This is a genomic window from Nocardioides hungaricus (assembly GCF_054782915.1).
In genome coordinates, this window is the sequence record NZ_BAAGRO010000004.1 from 126,124 (window position 1) to 142,779 (window position 16,656).

16 protein-coding genes and 1 tRNA gene are annotated in these 16,656 nt (G+C 65.4%); 2 read left to right on the plus strand and 15 right to left on the minus strand.

What is annotated here, in order from left to right; genetic code table 11:
• Together ACYVKX_RS02315 and ACYVKX_RS02320 are read left to right on the plus strand one after the other, a co-directional pair.
• On the plus strand, positions 1-436 hold a 436-nt coding region (locus tag ACYVKX_RS02315; RefSeq protein ID WP_460828923.1), incomplete at its 5' end, for a hypothetical protein.
• A 64-nt stretch (positions 437-500) separates the two neighbouring features.
• Complete coding sequence (locus ACYVKX_RS02320) at positions 501-758, plus strand: hypothetical protein (RefSeq protein WP_460828924.1); 258 nt, start codon at positions 501-503, stop codon at positions 756-758.
• A 23-nt stretch (positions 759-781) separates the two neighbouring features.
• Here ACYVKX_RS02320 and ACYVKX_RS02325 read toward each other — a convergent pair whose 3' ends face one another.
• The 15 genes from ACYVKX_RS02325 to ACYVKX_RS02395 all read right to left on the minus strand — a co-directional run bounded on the left by ACYVKX_RS02325 (position 782) and on the right by ACYVKX_RS02395 (position 16,584).
• Complete coding sequence (locus ACYVKX_RS02325) at positions 782-3,208, minus strand: LuxR C-terminal-related transcriptional regulator (protein WP_460828925.1); 2,427 nt, start codon at positions 3,206-3,208, stop codon at positions 782-784.
• Between the two features lie 281 nt (positions 3,209-3,489).
• Positions 3,490-3,566 (minus strand) — tRNA-Arg (locus ACYVKX_RS02330).
• Between the two features lie 346 nt (positions 3,567-3,912).
• Positions 3,913-4,428, minus strand: a complete 516-nt coding sequence (locus tag ACYVKX_RS02335; protein WP_460828926.1) for a hypothetical protein — start codon at positions 4,426-4,428, stop codon at positions 3,913-3,915.
• Between the two features lie 532 nt (positions 4,429-4,960).
• The gene (locus ACYVKX_RS02340) at positions 4,961-6,010 is read right to left on the minus strand and encodes an ABC transporter permease (protein WP_460828927.1); all 1,050 of its coding nucleotides are present in this window, start codon (positions 6,008-6,010) and stop codon (positions 4,961-4,963) included.
• Positions 6,007-7,521 (minus strand): sugar ABC transporter ATP-binding protein, encoded by a 1,515-nt coding sequence (locus ACYVKX_RS02345; RefSeq protein ID WP_460828928.1) that lies wholly within the window; start codon positions 7,519-7,521, stop codon positions 6,007-6,009. The genes ACYVKX_RS02340 and ACYVKX_RS02345 overlap by 4 nt, the downstream gene beginning before the upstream one ends.
• Before the next feature lie 66 nt (positions 7,522-7,587).
• Positions 7,588-8,673: a TMAO reductase system periplasmic protein TorT gene (gene torT, locus ACYVKX_RS02350; protein WP_460828929.1), complete on the minus strand. Its 1,086-nt coding sequence runs from the start codon at positions 8,671-8,673 to the stop codon at positions 7,588-7,590.
• 165 nt (positions 8,674-8,838) lie between these two features.
• The gene (locus tag ACYVKX_RS02355) at positions 8,839-9,786 is read right to left on the minus strand and encodes a PDR/VanB family oxidoreductase (protein WP_460828931.1); all 948 of its coding nucleotides are present in this window, start codon (positions 9,784-9,786) and stop codon (positions 8,839-8,841) included.
• 30 nt (positions 9,787-9,816) lie between these two features.
• The gene (locus tag ACYVKX_RS02360; RefSeq protein ID WP_460828932.1) at positions 9,817-10,599 is read right to left on the minus strand and encodes an SDR family NAD(P)-dependent oxidoreductase; all 783 of its coding nucleotides are present in this window, start codon (positions 10,597-10,599) and stop codon (positions 9,817-9,819) included.
• Complete coding sequence (locus ACYVKX_RS02365; RefSeq protein ID WP_460828933.1) at positions 10,568-10,930, minus strand: hypothetical protein; 363 nt, start codon at positions 10,928-10,930, stop codon at positions 10,568-10,570. The genes ACYVKX_RS02360 and ACYVKX_RS02365 overlap by 32 nt, the downstream gene beginning before the upstream one ends.
• On the minus strand, positions 10,923-12,140 hold the full coding sequence (locus ACYVKX_RS02370; RefSeq protein ID WP_460828934.1) for an aromatic ring-hydroxylating oxygenase subunit alpha: 1,218 nt from the start codon (positions 12,138-12,140) through the stop codon (positions 10,923-10,925). Before ACYVKX_RS02370 ends, ACYVKX_RS02365 begins: the two co-directional genes overlap by 8 nt.
• Positions 12,141-12,178: 38 nt before the next feature.
• A complete protein-coding gene (locus ACYVKX_RS02375; RefSeq protein ID WP_460828935.1) occupies positions 12,179-12,553 on the minus strand; it encodes a Rieske 2Fe-2S domain-containing protein in 375 nt (124 codons plus the stop codon).
• Positions 12,554-12,866: 313 nt separating this feature from the next.
• On the minus strand, positions 12,867-13,535 hold the full coding sequence (locus tag ACYVKX_RS02380; protein WP_460828936.1) for a response regulator: 669 nt from the start codon (positions 13,533-13,535) through the stop codon (positions 12,867-12,869).
• Complete coding sequence (locus ACYVKX_RS02385) at positions 13,532-15,289, minus strand: PAS domain-containing hybrid sensor histidine kinase/response regulator (RefSeq protein ID WP_460828937.1); 1,758 nt, start codon at positions 15,287-15,289, stop codon at positions 13,532-13,534. The genes ACYVKX_RS02380 and ACYVKX_RS02385 overlap by 4 nt, the downstream gene beginning before the upstream one ends.
• Positions 15,290-15,523: 234 nt before the next feature.
• Positions 15,524-16,090 carry a DsbA family oxidoreductase gene (locus ACYVKX_RS02390; RefSeq protein ID WP_460828938.1) on the minus strand — a complete coding sequence of 189 codons (567 nt, stop codon included), beginning with the start codon at positions 16,088-16,090 and terminating at the stop codon, positions 15,524-15,526.
• Positions 16,087-16,584: a nitrilase-related carbon-nitrogen hydrolase gene (locus ACYVKX_RS02395; RefSeq protein ID WP_460828939.1), complete on the minus strand. Its 498-nt coding sequence runs from the start codon at positions 16,582-16,584 to the stop codon at positions 16,087-16,089. The genes ACYVKX_RS02390 and ACYVKX_RS02395 overlap by 4 nt, the downstream gene beginning before the upstream one ends.
• Between the last annotated feature and the right edge of the window lie 72 nt (positions 16,585-16,656).

Consider the following 16,656-nt stretch of genomic DNA (forward strand, 5'->3'; position numbering starts at 1 on the left):
GACCACGACCCCGACGCCGACCACGACCCCCACGATCGACCCGGTCACTCGCGAGGACCTGGCGCTCGGCTCCGGCTCGTACACCCGCTACAGCTCGCACTACCACGTGCAGATGTCGGTAGCGGCGCTGCTGGACCCGACGCTGCTGACGATCGAGGCGGGCCGGCTGACCAGCTTCCGGGTGCACGACCAGTCGTCCTATCTCCCCGCGGGCTGCACCCAGACCGGGAGCGACGGGGAGACCGCCCGGCTGACCTGCGAGGTCCCGCCCGGTCAGGGCACCTTCGCGATCGACCTCGTCGCCAGCCAGCTCGAGGTGACCGTGCGCGTCTCCGCCCCGGGCAACGAGGACCCCGACCCCCTCGACGACCGACTCGCCTTCGCCTCAGCCGGCCAACCGGTCCAGTCGCCCTCGATAGTCTCCGCGCGTCCGTAAGAGTCCGCCCGCTCGCGCGTCTCTCACCGGTCGGGCCTCGCACCTGACCGTCGAGAGAGGAGAGATGAGCGCCGTGCATCCGAAGGCAGGGCTGGAGGAGCAGATCGGCGAGTTCAGCAGCGGCCGGCTCCGCTTCAACCCCCGGCGCCGCCTGCTGGTCCACCGCAGCGAAGCGGGCGGCAAGCGGGAGTTGGAGATCACCGAGGTCCAACTGCGTGGTCTTCTGCAACGGCTGCTCCTCTCCGCGCCGCATCCACCCGACGGAGAGTCTCTCGAGGTCGCCGTCTGCCTCCTGCTCGAGCACCTCGACGCGCGATCGTGACCACACCGGCTCAGATGGTCATCTCAGTCGAGCAGCCCGACGCGGATCGCCTTGCGAACCGCCTCCGCCCGGCCACTGACCTGGAGCTTGCGGTAGAGGGACGCGGTCTGCGACTTGACGGTGTTGCGCGACACGAACAGCTCGCGCCCGACCTCCTGCAGCGAGAGCCCCCGCGCCAGGGCCGCAAGCACCTCGGACTCCCGGGGAGTGAGGGCCGGGACGTGGTCGACGAGGTCGTACGGCGCCCGGACCTCGCACCCGCGCAGCATCTCGACGATCGGCGCCACCCCCGAGATCTCCTGCGCGTACCGGGCGAGCAGCGCGGACGGCACGTTCGCGAACGGCAGCACCAGTCGGTCGCGCCGCGCCGCGCGGACCGCCCGGGCAAGGACCTCGGCTGCTCCCCTCCCGTCCAGGCACCAGGCGCGCAGCAGCAGCGTCTCGACCTCGATCAGGCTCGAGGGGGAGCCCACGGCCGACACCTCGTCGAGGATCGCGATGGCTTCGGCGGGGCGGCCGACCACCCGCTCCAGCCGCGCCCGCGCGAGCAGCATCGGCACCGAACCGGCATCCGCGTCCGCCAGCAGCCGAGCGGCAACGGCCGTGCGCCCCAGCGAGGTGCACAGGTTCGCCTCGGCCGCGTCGAGAAGGCGCCGGGTCCAGGCCGAGGCACGCTGACGCGCCGCCGTGTCTCGCAGCGCGGCCAGTCCGCCGCGCACCCTGGCACGACCGCCCCACGCGAGCGCGTGCTGCGCCTCGACCCAGGCGGCGAACGGCCACAGGTCGTCGCCGTCGGCTCCGTCGGCGCGCAGCCGCGCGAGCGCCTCCGCCGTGCCCTGACGATCGAGTGCATGCAGCGCCTCGAAGGCGACAGCGATCTGCCGAGGGACGCCATCCACGCACCGCTCGAGCCAGCGCGCAGCCATCGCCCGGTCGCGGCTCGCCGCCGCGCACAGCGCGAGTTCGCCGTCGGCCCCGCCGGCGATCCGCAGCACCCGCGTCGCGGCGACGAGGTCGCCGCCGAGCAGCTGGGTGCGGCCCGCCTCGAGGGCGGCTCGCCGTACCGGCGTCGGCTCGTCGCCGACCTCGACCGCCCCGGCTCCGAGGACGACCTCGACGCGTCGGGCGAGGTCGAGCGCGGAGTCGTGGTCGCCGCGGGCACGATCGCGCACCAGGAGCAGGGTGAGGACCGCCAGGACGTCGGGGTCACCGGCACGCTCGGCCAGGCTCTCGACGGGAGAGGAGCGCAGGTCGGTCTCCCAGGAGCGCGTCACCGGAGCGGACGGGGTCCGGTCGTCGGGGAGCAGCACCTGGCGAGCCACCTCGGCCCGCGGGTGGCCGCGCACCTCACCGACCGGGATCGCACGCAGGTCGGCGCCGATCAGCGCCCACCAGTGGTCCTCGAGGATCTCGACAGCGAGGGCCCAGCACTGCCCGAGCAGCGCCTGGCGAAGGGCACGCCCGGGCTCCGCGGACCTCAGCCAGAACTCGACGACCCGTCGATGAGCGACCTCCGTGGGGCCGAGCTCGCACACGTCGTAGCGCGTTCGGAAGAAGTCGGCCACGACCGGTGGCAGCCGCACCAGGGGCTCGCCCTCGCTGACCAGCGGGTCGAGGATGCCGATGTCCTCGAGCGCGGCGCGGGCCGCCCCGTCGAGCGGACCGGTCGCGGCCAGCACCGCGCCGTACGTGGGGTGCTCGACCAGGGCCGCCCGGCACAGCGCGGCGTGGGCGCTCGGTGGCAGCGCGGGCGCGACGTCGACGTTCAGGAACCAGCCGATGTGACGAGATGACCAGGCCGTCACCTGCCGCTGATCGGGGTCCGGCAGCGACTCCAGGCCGATGCGCACCAGGGCCGCCCAGCCACCCACCGAGGCGCAGATGTCCTCGGCCTCCGTGGTCGACAGTCTCAGCCCGTGCTGCTCGGCCAGCTGCCGCACCTCGGCCGCGGTGAACTGCAGCTCGTGCAGACCCACCACCCGGGTCTCCGCCTCGAGCAGCGCCTTGGCCACCGGGCCGATGCGGCGACGCAGACACACGACCAGATGGACCTGGCGGCAGTCACGGACGATCTCGATCAACCCGTCGCCGATCGCGGTGACCAGCGGCTCGGCGTTGTTGATCACGACGGCGAGGCGCCGCTCCAGCCCCTGCAGCTCACGCCGCAGCCGGCGCAGCGCCACCGACAGATCCTCATCGACCGCCACCCCGGCGTGCCGGGCCAGGGCCGCCACCACACCGGCCGGCTCCTCGACCTCCCCGTCGCACCAGATCACGTCCTCGCCCGCCGCACGGGCATGCTCGGCCCACTGCGCGGCCAGGACCGCCTTCCCCGCACCCGAGGGCGCCAGGACCAGCGTCACCGGCGACCACAGGTCCAACGCGTCGAGCAGTCGCGGGCGAACGAGGAAGTCGGCGTTCACCCTCGGCAGCGGCACTGCGGTCACCATGGCACCTCCATCTTGCCTGGCTACTGAGACACCGCAGCCCGCCCGTCGATTACGCCGCGCGGAGGAGTGCTCCGGCCGCCGCGCCGTCGACGATTCCGCCGAAACCGAGTTCCGCGGCGTTGCGCGGTGCCGGCAGGCAGCCGGCAGCCGTAGGAGGACGGGAGCCCGGCCAGCCGTTGCACCATGGGCCGCACCTCGGCGGCGTTCGGCCGACGATGCCCTGCAGGATCGACGGTCTTCCAGATTCCGGCCGAGAGTGTGGGCTGACGGCTCAGACTCGGGGCGCCCGTAGGGATTCGAACCCCAACCTTCTGATCCGTAGTCAGACGAGACCTCGGCTCTGCCGAGACCTCGACGCTCTCCATGGGTCAGATCAGTACTGCGATCGATGTAGATCTTGTCGCTGCCGAATGCGCACTCGAGAAGAGTCGACCCGATCCTTCACAGGGCGTGCGGCTGGCTACCGGCGTCATACCGCCACCTGTCATCGGTCCGTCCCGCCCACACCCGTGTGGTGCCGATCTTGAGCAGCCCCGCCCCGAGGCATCCAGGCAACGTGCCGAGGACGTCGAACTCAAGCCCAGTCGGCACCGGACGCCACCTGCAGGGCATTCATCGAACTCACGCGCCACGACCCTCTACAGCTCGCACTTGGTGCGCCGGACGGAGGCCCGAGTTCGACCTGGTGACGGCAGCAACGTCCGTCATAGGCCGAGTTGACCACGACCGCTCCACGCCGCGCCGCGCCGGACAAGGATCGTGTGGCGACCCTCAAGACAACAGAGTGCAAGCGCCGTAGCATGGGTGATCCCGATGCGCATCGGTCCATCGCTTGAACGCACCACACAACTGGCAGAGAGCTCCAACCTGTCGAGTTCCAGCTTGACCGCCAGGGGATGAAGTCCGTCGTGGTGGAGTTGCCTGGCCCCTGAGCGATCCGGGATCGCCCGAAAAGCGACTGTCTCCCGAGCACCCATACAGTCCTCGATGACGAGCAGGCAGCCCTCCCGAGTCAGCTCTCGATCCCGCACGACATAGGTTTGTGAAGGCTGTCGGGCTTCGGCGGTCGCCTCGGGATCCGGCTGGGACTTCACCAGAGTCGCGGCCGGCAGCAAGCGGTCTCCAGCAATAGCTGCATTGCCAGTGATGGACCGCTCTCGGACATGGGCGAATGCCACCTTACGCAGCGACGGCGACGGGCTTTCGAGTAGACGCATCATGCGACTGCCTCCCACAAAATCGACACGAGTTCAAGATGTGTCGGACCTAGCACCTTGACCGCTCAAGGATCCCTCGCGGCCAGGTCGCGAACCCATCCACCGATCGGAGGACCGGGCGCCGGCCCATCGCCCTCTGATGCGAAGGTGAGCAGCGGCGCATCTCGCCATCCTGGGTCGGGCAACAGCCCGCGTGATGTCGCCGTTGTCCCAGAATCGCTTCGGTCACTGATCCTGCCTGGGCCTCCACTACATCCCCTCGCCGACAAGAATGCGTACTCGACCGTCTCACTGGTTCGCGCTGCCGGTCGAAGGGCCACACCGTCGATGACTGACGCGTCCTCGGCGCTCGAGAACGTTCCGCAGCAGGGCGCGGCGACTGACTGCGCAGTGACCAAGCGCGCTTGGTGATCGCTTCTGGGGCTGCTTCCGCGCTCTCATACAACCTGCGTCCCCTTCGGTGGGGGAAGCATCACCGCCCCGGTCGGCCCTGAACCAGGACTCACACAGCCGACCTCCACGTGCGTCGATGTCCTCAGACTCGACCAGCGTTGATCGCCACAGCCACCCTGCCTCGCAGACGATCTGCTAGAACCGCGACAGCGAGGACCACGCCGAGAACGATCATCTCGTAGTACGACTCGATTCTCGCGAGGTTCATCCCGTTGGTAACAAGACCCAAGAAGACAGCGCCAAGCACCGCATTGAGCACATTTCCGGATCCACCCCGCAAGCTCACGCCGCCGATGACAGCAGCAGCAATAGTCAGCAGCGGCAGATCGGCTCCGATATTGGCTTCGCCCGTTTGCAGTCGCGCGGTAAGAAGCAGAGCACCGACCGCCACCAACACACCGGACGTCATATAGGCCAGCGCCATCGTCCACCCGGCACTGATTCCAGACAACCGGGCAGCACTGGGATTCGAGCCGACCGCGTAAAGATTCCGGCCGGGCCTGGTCCACCGCAGCAACGCCCACAAAGTAACTGCAGCAGCTGCCGCGATCCAAATCGGGGTGGACACTCCCCACCAGCTTGAATAGCCGAACAGGTCACTGAACTCAACAGGGAGGCCGTTCACCGGCACGCCCGCCGTTACCTTCAACGCAAGGCCGGTGAATACAGAGGCGGTTGCCAGCGTCATGATGAATGGGTTGATCTTCAGCATTCCGATGCCGATCGCGTTGACCGCACCCGCACCCAGTCCTACCAGGAGGCCAATGACAAGGCCGAGCACGATCGCCTCGGCAGCACTGGAACCGGCCGCCAAACGGTCTGCCATGGCCGTTGCACTAGCGACGGACACGAGGGCGGTGATTGCGCCGACAGATAGGTCGAAGCCACCCGCCACCAGCACCACGAACTGAGCTAGGACGACAATCGCGATGTAGGCGTTCTGCCGAAGCGCCGACTGCAGGTTATCGACAGTCAAGAAGTTCGGCGACAGAATACCGAAAACCACAATTGCGATGGCGAGTAGAATTGGCAGAGCTCCGACGCGTGCAAAGACTCTCGCCGCGACCCCAACAACATTCACGCGGCGCTTCCCGGCGACAGCCGGCTTGGTATCGACCACAACGTCGGTCATCCGACGGCCTCCATCTCATCCCAGTGCATCATGTGCTGGAGCACCCTTTCTTCGTTGATTTCGTCACCCTGGAGATGGGCTGTGATGCGTCCCTGGCAGAAGACGTAAACCCGATGACACAGGTGGAGCACCTCAGGAAGGTCTGACGACACGATCACGACGCCCGCTCCGGCCTCGGCGATCTCGGCCACCCGCTGGTAGATGGACACGCGTGCCCCTACGTCGACGCCGACCGTCGGCTCGTCGAGAAGCAGAACCTCGCAGTCCCTGAGCAATGCCCGACCCAGCAGGGCCTTCTGCTGGTTGCCTCCCGAGTAGGCCTCGGCGTTCCGATCCGGGTCGGGGGGCGACAACTTCATCATCTGCAGCACGTTTGCTACTGCGCGTTGTTCACCCCTCCGCCGGACCAGAGTGCGCGCCCAGGAGTAGTGACCGAGCCATGGGAGAGAAACGGACTCGCGAAGCGGGCGGTTGAGCAACAGACCTTCACTCTTGCGGTCCGGCGGGAGATAGACGACCCGGTTCTTCAGCGACTGAGCAATAGACGCACCGGTTACTCGTTTGCCGTGCAGCTCGAGATGGCCCGACGCCAGACGCTCCACTCCCGCACAAGCGCGCGCTGCGTGCGACTTTCCCGAGCCCATGAGGCCGGCGAAACCGACGACCTCGCCCTTGCGGACCTCGAAGGAAGCATTGAACAACGCCTTGTCGCGGGTGGTGAGACCGACGGCACTGAGCGCGACCGTCGACCTCGGAGCTGGGATTGTCGGATAGATCTGGTCCATGACGCGTCCGGTCATTAGTCGGATCAGCTCATCCGAGGAGGTCGTGCCGGGCACAGTCGTGACGTACTTCCCGTCGCGAAGCACGGTCACGCGGTCGGCTAGCCGCGTGATTTCGCCCATCCGATGAGTCACGTAGACGACGCCCACGCCCCGGCGATTCAAGTCCCCGACGAGCTCGTAGAGCCGGTCACACTCGGTGTCGTTCAGCGATGCAGTGGGTTCGTCGAGGATGAGAACCTTAAGGTCTGACCGGAAGGCCTTCGCGATTTCCACCATCTGCTGCTCAGCACGGGTGAGAGTCTCGACCGAGGCATCAAGCGGGATCTCAAATCCCAACTCGCCCAGTCGCTGTTGCGCCAGTTCCCTGACCGCGCGGCGACTGACGACGCCTGCGCGGGACGGCTGTTCGCCCATCACAACGTTCTCGGCAACAGAGAGGGAGGGAGCAAGTGAAAACTCTTGGAACACTGCGCTGACGCCAAGGCGGCGTGCGTTGGCGACGTTCCGGAGTGACGTGTCCCGTCCACCGAGCCGCACTGTCCCGGTGTCGGAGCTCGCGGCTCCGGCCATGATGGAGATCAGTGTCGATTTTCCCGCGCCATTCTCTCCGAAGAGGACGTGGGTCTCGCCCTGCAACAGCTGGAAGTCGACCGAGTCAAGCGCGACGACACCTGGAAATCGCTTTGAGATGCCTACCATCTCGAGCGCCGGAATCTGATGAGTCATTTCGTGAACTCCTGCGTGCCCACCGTGGGGGCGGCGCGCAGCGCGCCGCCCCACCTGGGTGGGCGGCTAGTTGGCAGAGTAGGAGAACTCGGCGGTCCAGTCCGTCGGTGCGAGCGTGGTGGTCGAATCCCAGGACTTGAGAGCATCCTTGTCGATCACCTTGAGGGCGGGAGCGACGTGCAGGTCGAAGTCCTGCTTCTCCAGCGCCCGGATAGCGAGGTCCGTGGCGATCCGCGACGTCAGCACAGCGGGGTCAGCCGCGGCGGCCAGCACGCTCCCGGTCTGAATCCCCGAGTAGGTGCCCGGAGTCATGTAGTACGAGAGGACTCCGATGGAGTCGGTGAGGTCCTTGTCTCGCAGGATCGGTCCTGCCGCCTCGGCGGCGACAGCGTTGCCGGCGACGTAGTCCAGATCAGGGTTCGCGGCAAGTGCGTCTTCGATCAGCTTCGACTGGGACTCCTTGTCGGTGTTGCCCCACTGAGTGTTGACAACTTCGACGTTGGTGCCCGCCAGCGTCTCTGTAAAGCCCTTGTTCGCCTCCTCGGCGAAACCGGCGCCCTTCGGTCCGGGGAACCACGCCACTGTCACGTTCTCTCCAGCCGAGGCGTCGAGAAGGTACCGCGCGGTCTGCGAGGCGATCTCGCGATACGAGACAAGGCTTTGTGCGGTGGTGTCGGGAGATGAAACGCCATTGATGAAGTCGATGACCACCTTGCCCTCCGACTTGAGCTTCTCGATGGTCGGGTTGAGTCCATCCGTCGAGATGGCGCCGATGATGATCGCGTCGCTGTTCTGGGCGCAGTCCTCGATCTGCTGGATCTGCTTGTCGAGATTGCCGTAGCCGCCCGCCTCGACAACATCCATGTTCACGCCTGCACGCTCTGCCTCCTGGATGACGCCGTAGTCGACTGCCAGCCAATATGCGTCGGCCAGGTGCGGGAACGAAGCACAGATGTTCCAGGCCTTGCTGACGTCGTCAGTCGGAGAGTAGTCCTGCTCAGCACCTTCAGAGTCGAATCCCTGCTGCGGCCAGACGGTAACCGACGTCGGGAACCAATCCTCGCTGGACTCGCTCGACGACGACTTATTCGCACCGTTGGACGAGCCGCAGCCGGCGAGAAAGAGTGCGGTCACCGAGATGCCCGCTGCCACAAGTGTTTTGCACTGCATTTCAGATCTCCTTGAACGAGCCCACGTCCGAGCACAGCTGGGCGTTTCTCTCGATGTCTGTGGGTCTGCGGGTCTGCTTGAGCTGCCTCAGCGATCCGCCACGTTTGCCCACGGTGCGACGTACTGCTCCGAAGGCAGACGACCCACCTATACGTCAAGAATCAGTCGCTCACCTCTCGCCCTGGATACACATGGATACATAACCCGTCCCGAGATACGCTCTCGGAGCGAGAGAATGGCGTCGCGATGCTCCGGATCGCCCTCGACTACTTCGAGCTCACACGTCCCGCAGGTCCCGTCCCGGCAGTCGTAATTCACGTCGATGCCGGCGGCGATGAGGGCGTCGAGGATCGTCACCTGAGCACCGACCTCGACCGTCTGACCACTCTCCGCGCACACAACGGTTACCGGCTGGTCGGTGACTTGGTGCTTCGCTACCGATGGAGCGAAACGTTCGACATGGACGATGCGCCCGATTGCGAGAGCGGCCTCTTCGATCGCGTGCAGGAGCCGCTCCGGACCGCAACAGTAGATAGCGAAGTCCTGCGGGGCCTCGGCAAGGATCGCCGAAAGATTGAGCAAGCCATGGATATCTTGAGGGAGCAAGCGTGCGGAGTCGAGCTTAGAGAACTCGTCGAAGTACGCCATGGACCGCTCATGACGGCCTCCGTAGTAAAGCACCCACGGCTTGCCGGACCGCTCACATGAGCTCACCATCGCGCGGATGGGCGTGATACCGATTCCTCCGGCGACAAACACGTACCCAGGTGCGTCGACCAATCTGAAGTGATTCCGCGGCCGACTGATCTGGAGCCGAGAGCCCACATCGACTTGCTCATGCACATACCTGGAGCCGCCGCGGCCAGCGGGCTCGAAGAGGACGGAGAACTCGTACGACGTCAGGTCTTCGGAATCTCCACACAACGAGTAGTGGCGCAGCATTCCCGGTAGGTAGACATCGACGTGTGCGCCGGGAGCCCAGGACGGAAGGTCAGCACCGTCCGCCCTCTTCACCTTGAGTTCGACAACGTCTCGCGCGATCAAGTCCCGGCCGATGACGTCGACCGTGAGCGAGCTCCGAATGGTCGACTTCATCGGCATGCGCCGTCGCCGTTCGCACCGGAGCTAGGGAACAACGTAGCCACCGTCGACCGCCAGGACCGCGCCCGTCACGTAGGAGGCGGTCGAGCTCGCGAGCCAAGCGATCGTGTCGCCCACCTCGTTGGCCGTGCCCACTCGGCCCATGGGAACGGACTCCTTGATCGCGTCGAGGAGGTGCGCCCCGTCCGAACCGACGAAGCTGTCCAGCAGTGGCGTCCCAATCGGTCCCGGGCACACGACGTTGACGCGAATGTTGCTGACCGCATAGTCGAGTGACGCGGACTTCGAAAGGCCGATCACGCCGTGCTTGCTTGCACAATAGGCCGGCATACCCCGCTGCCCGACCAGGCCGAAGTTGGACGCCACATTGACGATGGAGCCGAAGCGATGACGGAGCATCGCATCGAGCTCGGCTCGCATGCTGAGGAACGTCCCCGTCAGGTTGACGGCGATGATGTCGCTCCAGTTCGACTCACGACACTCAGTGACCGGAGCGATGTCCCCCTGAATCCCCGCGCTGTTCACGGCTACGGTCAGCGGACCGTAGAGTTCGAGCCCGCGCGAGATCGAGCGTTGGAGCTCGGTGGTCGAGGTGACGTCAACCGCTACGTGGATCGCCTGCCCGCCGTCTCTGTTGATGAGCTCCGCCGTCGTCGAGGCGTCGTTTCCCGCGCGGTCGGCGACGACGACAGGCAGGCCCTGGCGGGCAAGCGCCAGTGCGCTTGCCCGCCCGATGCCAGACCCACCCCCGGTGACGTATGCGAATCCGGTCGGTTCAACCATGGGTGTCGCTGCCCAGAACGTCACCGTCGATCGTGCTCACGTAGAGGCGAAGATCGCCCGCGTCGGGAATCGCACCCTGGTGATAGATCTCCACGGCGTTCGCCATCTCCGCCATCGTCTTGAGCAGGTTGACGAGGTTGGCGTCCTCCAGGGAGCAGTTGTCGACAGGTCGTGTCGACAGGTAGGCCATCGCCGGCGCGACGTGCGGCAGCACGGCGTCGTAGAAGGCCACCATCTCGGGGAACGGAGTGTCCAGACGCTTCGCGATCCGGTCGCCGTCCCTGCTGACACACCAGTCCGAGAACGCGGCGAGCTCCTCGAATCCGGCGGGGAACACGAAGGTTGCGTCAGGCATGCTTGCCCTCCAGGTAGTCGTCGACGCTGCGGTGGAAGGCACGGATCTGGACCTCTTGGTCACCGAGGAAGATGTGCGGCCGAGCCTCGGACTCGCACCCGCGATAAATGGCCTCGTGGCCCGTCTTGTCCTCACACAGGAGGTCGCGGAATCGCTTTGCGGCGAACTCGCGCGAAACCAGGTCCGCCAGGTTTGCAGGCTTCGGGAAGTGCAGCCGGATCTCCCAGACGACGTTGTCGACGTCGAGCGGCCAGAAGTTGTACGTGAACATCATGTTCCCGAAGAAGGACATCACCATGTTGGGGAACAGGACGTGGAACTCGAACGGGTCATCAAGCGGCAGGCGCTGCTCTGCGTTCCACCCCGGGTTCCCATCGAGGAGGGCCTGCGAGAAGGGCGTCTCCTCGTACTCCTCCGACACCGACGTGTAGCGGGTGTGGAGACCCATGTGAGCGAAGTCGTTCAGCCTCGTGTAGCCATCGTCGTTCGACGCGAACGCACCCTGCGCAAGGAATCGGTGCACAGGGGCGAGCATCGGCACGTGATAGATCTCGTTCTGCGCGTCGACCGCGACCTTCCAGTTCGCCCTCTCGCTGATGTCGTAGCGATAGGCGAGGTGCAGGACGTCGTACGGAAAGTCCTCGAACTTCTCGCCCAGCGGGCCGAGGTGCTCCCGGAGCGTTGTCGTGCCCGAGTCATCGAAGTTCACGAAGACGAACCCGTTCCATACCTCGGCGCGGATGGGCACGAGGCCGATCTCGGCGCGGGACTCGAAGTGGAACTCACCCTCGTCTGGGACAGACCTCACGGAGCCGTCCTGGCTGTACGCCCAGCCGTGGAAGCGGCACACCATCGCGCTCGGGCACGTGCCGGCGTCCTCCCACATCAGCTTCATGCCGCGATGGGAGCAGACGTTGTGAAACGCCCGGATCTCGCCAGCGACATCCATCGTCACGACGACCTGCTTGTCGAGAACGACGACATCGCGGGTGAAGAAGGAGTTGGCTCCTTGAAGGTCGTGAACGCTACCCAGGTTGATCCAGCTCCTACCGAACAGCTCGGTGCGCTCCCTCTCGAACCACTCCGCCGAGATGAAACGGTCGGTCGTCAGCGGGGAGGTGCCGAGCTCGGGATTCCGCCGGCTCCACCTCTTCACGTCCTCCATGACCGACGGCTCGTTCGCGAGCCGCGTGTCGTCCGTGGTCGTCATCGTTGATCCTCTCTCCGGATTACACAGATCGAATGTCGTTACAGTTCGTGGCGTCCGGCCGTGACGCTGCCTGCCGCGTGCTCATGACGACCGGCATCGACGTCCTCGTCGGAGCGCACATAGACGATGCCGTCGTCGACTTCGACGTCGAAGCGGATCTGCGGGCGCTTTGCCGGTCGCTTGACGGCCTTGCCCGAGCGCACATCGAACGACCCGGAGTGCAGAGGGCACAGGAGCTCAAAGCCGCAGAGCTCCCCCTCGGACAGGTTCGCCTCGCCGTGGTTGCATTCGTCCTTCAGGCAGAACACCGTTCCGTCAGCATTTCCGATCACCAGCGGGGGCAGGCCCTCAACGGTGACGCGCTTGAGCGCTCCCCTTGGAAGTCCCTCGAGCGGCCCCACAGTGACACGCATTGCAGCAATCCCTTCGAAGGATCGTTCCTCAGCGACCGGTGACCGCTCTTGGTGCGATCCTGCGACGCCGGGACGGGCCGCCGACATCCTCCGATCGCACGATGAGGACAGCGGATTCGGTCATCGGTCTGTGAGAACGCAAGGGAGGCATTGGCCGCCTCGGCTAGCGGATCCGCAGCTCTGCCGCCGGCCGCGGCCGGCCACCATCTCGGGCCCGAGTGCAGGATCGAGCGCCACGAGAGACCCACGGGTCAGGACGAAACGATCCCGTCGGGCGCTGCGCTCCGGGCCTGCTACCGCAGACGCCGGATGCTCAGTCCAGCAAGCCTCGTCGAGCGGCCGTGGCAACCGCGGCCGCACGATCGGACGCGCCCAGCTTGTCGTAGATGTGTTGGAGATGGGTCTTCACCGTCGTGACGCTGAGGAACAACATCTCGGCGATCTCGGGTGCTGACCGACCTTGCGAGATCAGAACCAGCACCTCGTGCTCGCGTGACGAGAGGGCCCCGGTTGAAGCGGTTCGCGCTCTCTGCAGCCGATCAGCCTCGTTCAGACCGGGCCGCACTGACTCCGGAAAGACGATCTGCCCGCCATAGACACCGACGATCGCCTCGCACAAGACGGAGGGCGAGGCGTGCTTCGTGACGTAGGCCCGCGCGCCTGCGTCGTACGCCTGGTACATCGTGGATGCATCCTCGAACGCAGAAACGATCATCGTGCGCGTGCGCACGTCGGACTCCTTGACCGCCTCCACGATCGAGATGCCGTCCCGCGACGGCAAGCGAAGGTCGACCAACGCGATATCAGGCTGAAGGCGCCGGATGAGATGGAGGGCTTCTTCCCCGTCCCCCGTCTCGGCGACCACGTCGATACCGTCGTGGCTCGCAAGCGCCTGGATGAGGCCGTCGCGGTACACCGGATGATCGTCAGCTACGAGGATCTCGATCCTGCTGCTCGGTTGCGAAGCTTCTCGCGAGCTCATCGCCGACCTCCCGCGGAGATGCTTCGATGCACGGCGTCCAGCAAGCCCTCGACCGCGATCGGCTTCGTCACATAGTCAACTGCACCCGAGGCGAGGAGCTGCTTGCGCCGCGCGGTGGTTGCATCTGCCGACAGCACCACCACAGGGATCGGACGAGTCCGTTGGTCGGCGCGCAGCTGGCTCAAGACCTCCGAACCGTCAAGGTCTGGAAGATGGAGGTCAAGGAGAATCATGTCCGGTCGATGCGCAACCGCTAAGTGCACCCCTGTCTGCCCGTGACTAGCCGTGATCAGGTGGGGCGCGCCATTGCGGTCGAGGATTCTGCGCACCAACTCCAGATTCGCAAGGTTGTCCTCCATGTACAAAATGGTCCGACCCGAAAGATCCGTTGTGTGCTGGATCCCTGCGTCCCGAAGCTTCTGGGACGCAACCTCATCCCCATCGGGCGCACTTGACAGTGGAAGCCGGACGAAGAACTCCGTGCCTCGTCCAGGTAGCGATCGCTTGATTCCGATCCCACCCCCCATCGCTGATACGAAGCTTCGAGCAACCGCAAGGCCCAGCCCAGTGCCCTCCATCTCGACGTCCGCATCAGCCACGCGCTCGAATGGCACAAAAACACGCTCGAGATCCTCTGGCGCGATACCCACCCCGGTGTCAGTCACCAGGATCTGGAGATGCAGCTCGTCCTCGATTTCGGTGGTGACAGTGACCACACCGTCCGGCCGGTTGTACTTCACAGCATTGGCCAGCAGGTTTAGCATGACCTGCGTCAATCGCTGGCGGTCAGCCATCACGTAACGCTCGAGAGAATCATGCAGATCCATGACGAGCTCCACGCCGCGGTCAGCAGCCAGGGGGCGGACCATCTCATAGGCTTCGCCGATCGAATCACAGACGCATTGACGTTCGATGAGGAGAGCTTGGGCGCCTGACTCGACCCGCGAGATGTCGAGGACCTCGTTGATGAGAGCGAGCAGGTGACGGCCGGCCTTGACGATGTGGTCCACGTCTGTCCCTGCCGACGACGGCAGACCCTCGAGCTGGAGCAGCTGTCCAAAGCCAAGGATCGAGTTGAGCGGGGTGCGGAGCTCGTGACTCATCCGGGACAGAAACTCATCCTTCGCCCTGTTGGCGCGTTCTGCCTCGTCTCGGGCCTCGCGGATTGCGGCCTGCGCTCGGGTGCGTGCACTGATGTCCGTCGAAATTCCACCTACGCCGTAGACAGCACCATCTCCGTCGAAGATCGGAAATTTGAGTGATAGCCACATCCCCCACCCATCTTCGGTGGGAATCGGCTCCTCGAATTCCATCGGGTGGCCGACAGCGAACACCGCTCGGTCATTGGCGGCATAGACGTCAGCGATGTCTTTCGGCCAGAGATCTGGATCAGTCTTCCCGACGATGACGCCGCGAGGCTGGCGCAGGAGCTCCTCGTAGTGTCGGTTCGCGAACAAGTACCGTCCGTCGGCGCGCTTGAGGTAGATCAGGGCTCCGACGTTGTCGGCGACATCCTCCAGCAACTTTTCGCTGGCTCGCACCGCGCTGTCAGTCTGGGCCGACGCGTCGATCTCCCGCACCTGCACGATCATCGGATCGTCTCTCGACGACCCGTGCGCGATCTCGTACGACACCGGCATCCGACGTCCTTCGGCGTCGATGAACCACGCCTGGCCGCGCTCGCTCGCAGGATGACCGGACGTCACCGTCCGTGTCTTCACCCCCGGCAATACCATCGCCAGGTCAGCGCCCACGATGGAGGCCTCGGACCTCCTGGTGAGCCGAACGAATGCGGGATTCACTGCAACGACTGTCGACGCGCCCCGGGACTGCGACTGGACCAACGCAGTCGCCGACGGTAGGGCCTTGAAGATCTCTCGGAAGTCGACCATCAGCGCTCAAGATACGCGGATCGTTCTGAGGCCGGAGCAATTCCTCGGAGTCGTTGCACTACCCGAACCTCCGTCTAGGAGCGGTCAGCGACGCTGTCAACGAGGGTCGCCGGCCCGCTGAGGGTCGTAGGACACCAGACGAGGGAATCCGGCCCCAGGACCGCTCGTCCAGGTGTACCGCGCGCCTGGATTACTGGAGCTGACACCCCGCGCGGCGAAGAGGTGCGGGCCGCACACCACATCCTGGCTCTGGGCCACAGGCCACTGCTCGAGAATGGCCTGGCGGCCGTGTCCCGTGGCCATCGCCCATCGCAGGCCGTCCAGGTCGACGCCTTCGCACGACGCCGCGACGCGATAGACGATGGGCAGTACAGATACGCACTCATGGTCGACCCAGAAGGCCCTGCGAAGTGCCTCGTCCAACTCGTCGCTCGCTCTGAGTCCGCCAGCGCGTGGATGCTTGGCCGCCTGCACCGCTTCAAGGACCGGTAGCGTAGTGACCGCGAAGGTTCGATGATCGATGAGTACATCGACCCGGGTCGTGCGGATCTGATTTCGAAGCGTATGAAGCGCTAGCGTCGCCCAGGGGCACCCGATGTCGGACCAGACCGTGATGACATTTCCAGCACCGTTGACGAGCGTCTGCCCCCCCACGTGGTTCACCTGGACACCTGCTCGATCCCGAGCCGCCGGTCTCCCAGCACCGGGAACTCCCGTCTGATGGTGGCGACGGCGCCAAGATCGAGCTCGACGCTCAACACTGACGTCCCTCGGGAAGCGGACGCGATGACCTCGCCCGTCGGACCGACGACCTGGCTGTGGCCACCCATATCGAGACCCCCGTGCCGGCCACCGTCATTGCTCTGGATCATGAACGCCTGATTCTCGATGGCGCGGGCCACACCCAACGTCTTCCAGTGCTCAACCCTCGGCAGCGGCCACGCGGCTGAAACGACGAGCACTTCGGCGCCGCGGTCGATGAGCCCGCGGAACATCTCGGGGAAGCGCAAGTCGTAACAGGTTGCGAGTCCGATGGTGCAGAGGGGGTGCCCGTTCTTGTCCTCGAGCTCCGCCGCGACAACGTCTACACCGGCCTCGATGAGTTCCGCTTCCCCCGCTCCAAAGCCGAATCGATGAATCTTCTGGTACTTCGCCATCAGTTCGGAAGATGTCAAGGCTGGTGAGACAGTCGTTGTCTAGGCGGTCTGTATCAGGGCCTCCTGGGAGGG

Bases quoted from the DNA above. Each gene is read 5' to 3' on its own strand.
- ACYVKX_RS02395 (WP_460828939.1), bottom strand. From the start codon at position 16,584: ATGGCGAAGTACCAGAAGATTCATCGATTCGGCTTTGGAGCGGGGGAA.
- ACYVKX_RS02335 (WP_460828926.1), bottom strand. From the start codon at position 4,428: ATGATGCGTCTACTCGAAAGCCCGTCGCCGTCGCTGCGTAAGGTGGCA.
- ACYVKX_RS02345 (WP_460828928.1), bottom strand. From the start codon at position 7,521: ATGACTCATCAGATTCCGGCGCTCGAGATGGTAGGCATCTCAAAGCGA.
- ACYVKX_RS02365 (WP_460828933.1), bottom strand. From the start codon at position 10,930: ATGCCTGACGCAACCTTCGTGTTCCCCGCCGGATTCGAGGAGCTCGCC.
- ACYVKX_RS02375 (WP_460828935.1), bottom strand. From the start codon at position 12,553: ATGCGTGTCACTGTGGGGCCGCTCGAGGGACTTCCAAGGGGAGCGCTC.
- ACYVKX_RS02325 (WP_460828925.1), bottom strand. From the start codon at position 3,208: ATGGTGACCGCAGTGCCGCTGCCGAGGGTGAACGCCGACTTCCTCGTT.
- ACYVKX_RS02340 (WP_460828927.1), bottom strand. From the start codon at position 6,010: ATGACCGACGTTGTGGTCGATACCAAGCCGGCTGTCGCCGGGAAGCGC.
- ACYVKX_RS02370 (WP_460828934.1), bottom strand. From the start codon at position 12,140: ATGACGACCACGGACGACACGCGGCTCGCGAACGAGCCGTCGGTCATG.
- ACYVKX_RS02320 (WP_460828924.1), top strand. From the start codon at position 501: ATGAGCGCCGTGCATCCGAAGGCAGGGCTGGAGGAGCAGATCGGCGAG.
- ACYVKX_RS02355 (WP_460828931.1), bottom strand. From the start codon at position 9,786: ATGAAGTCGACCATTCGGAGCTCGCTCACGGTCGACGTCATCGGCCGG.
- ACYVKX_RS02380 (WP_460828936.1), bottom strand. From the start codon at position 13,535: ATGAGCTCGCGAGAAGCTTCGCAACCGAGCAGCAGGATCGAGATCCTC.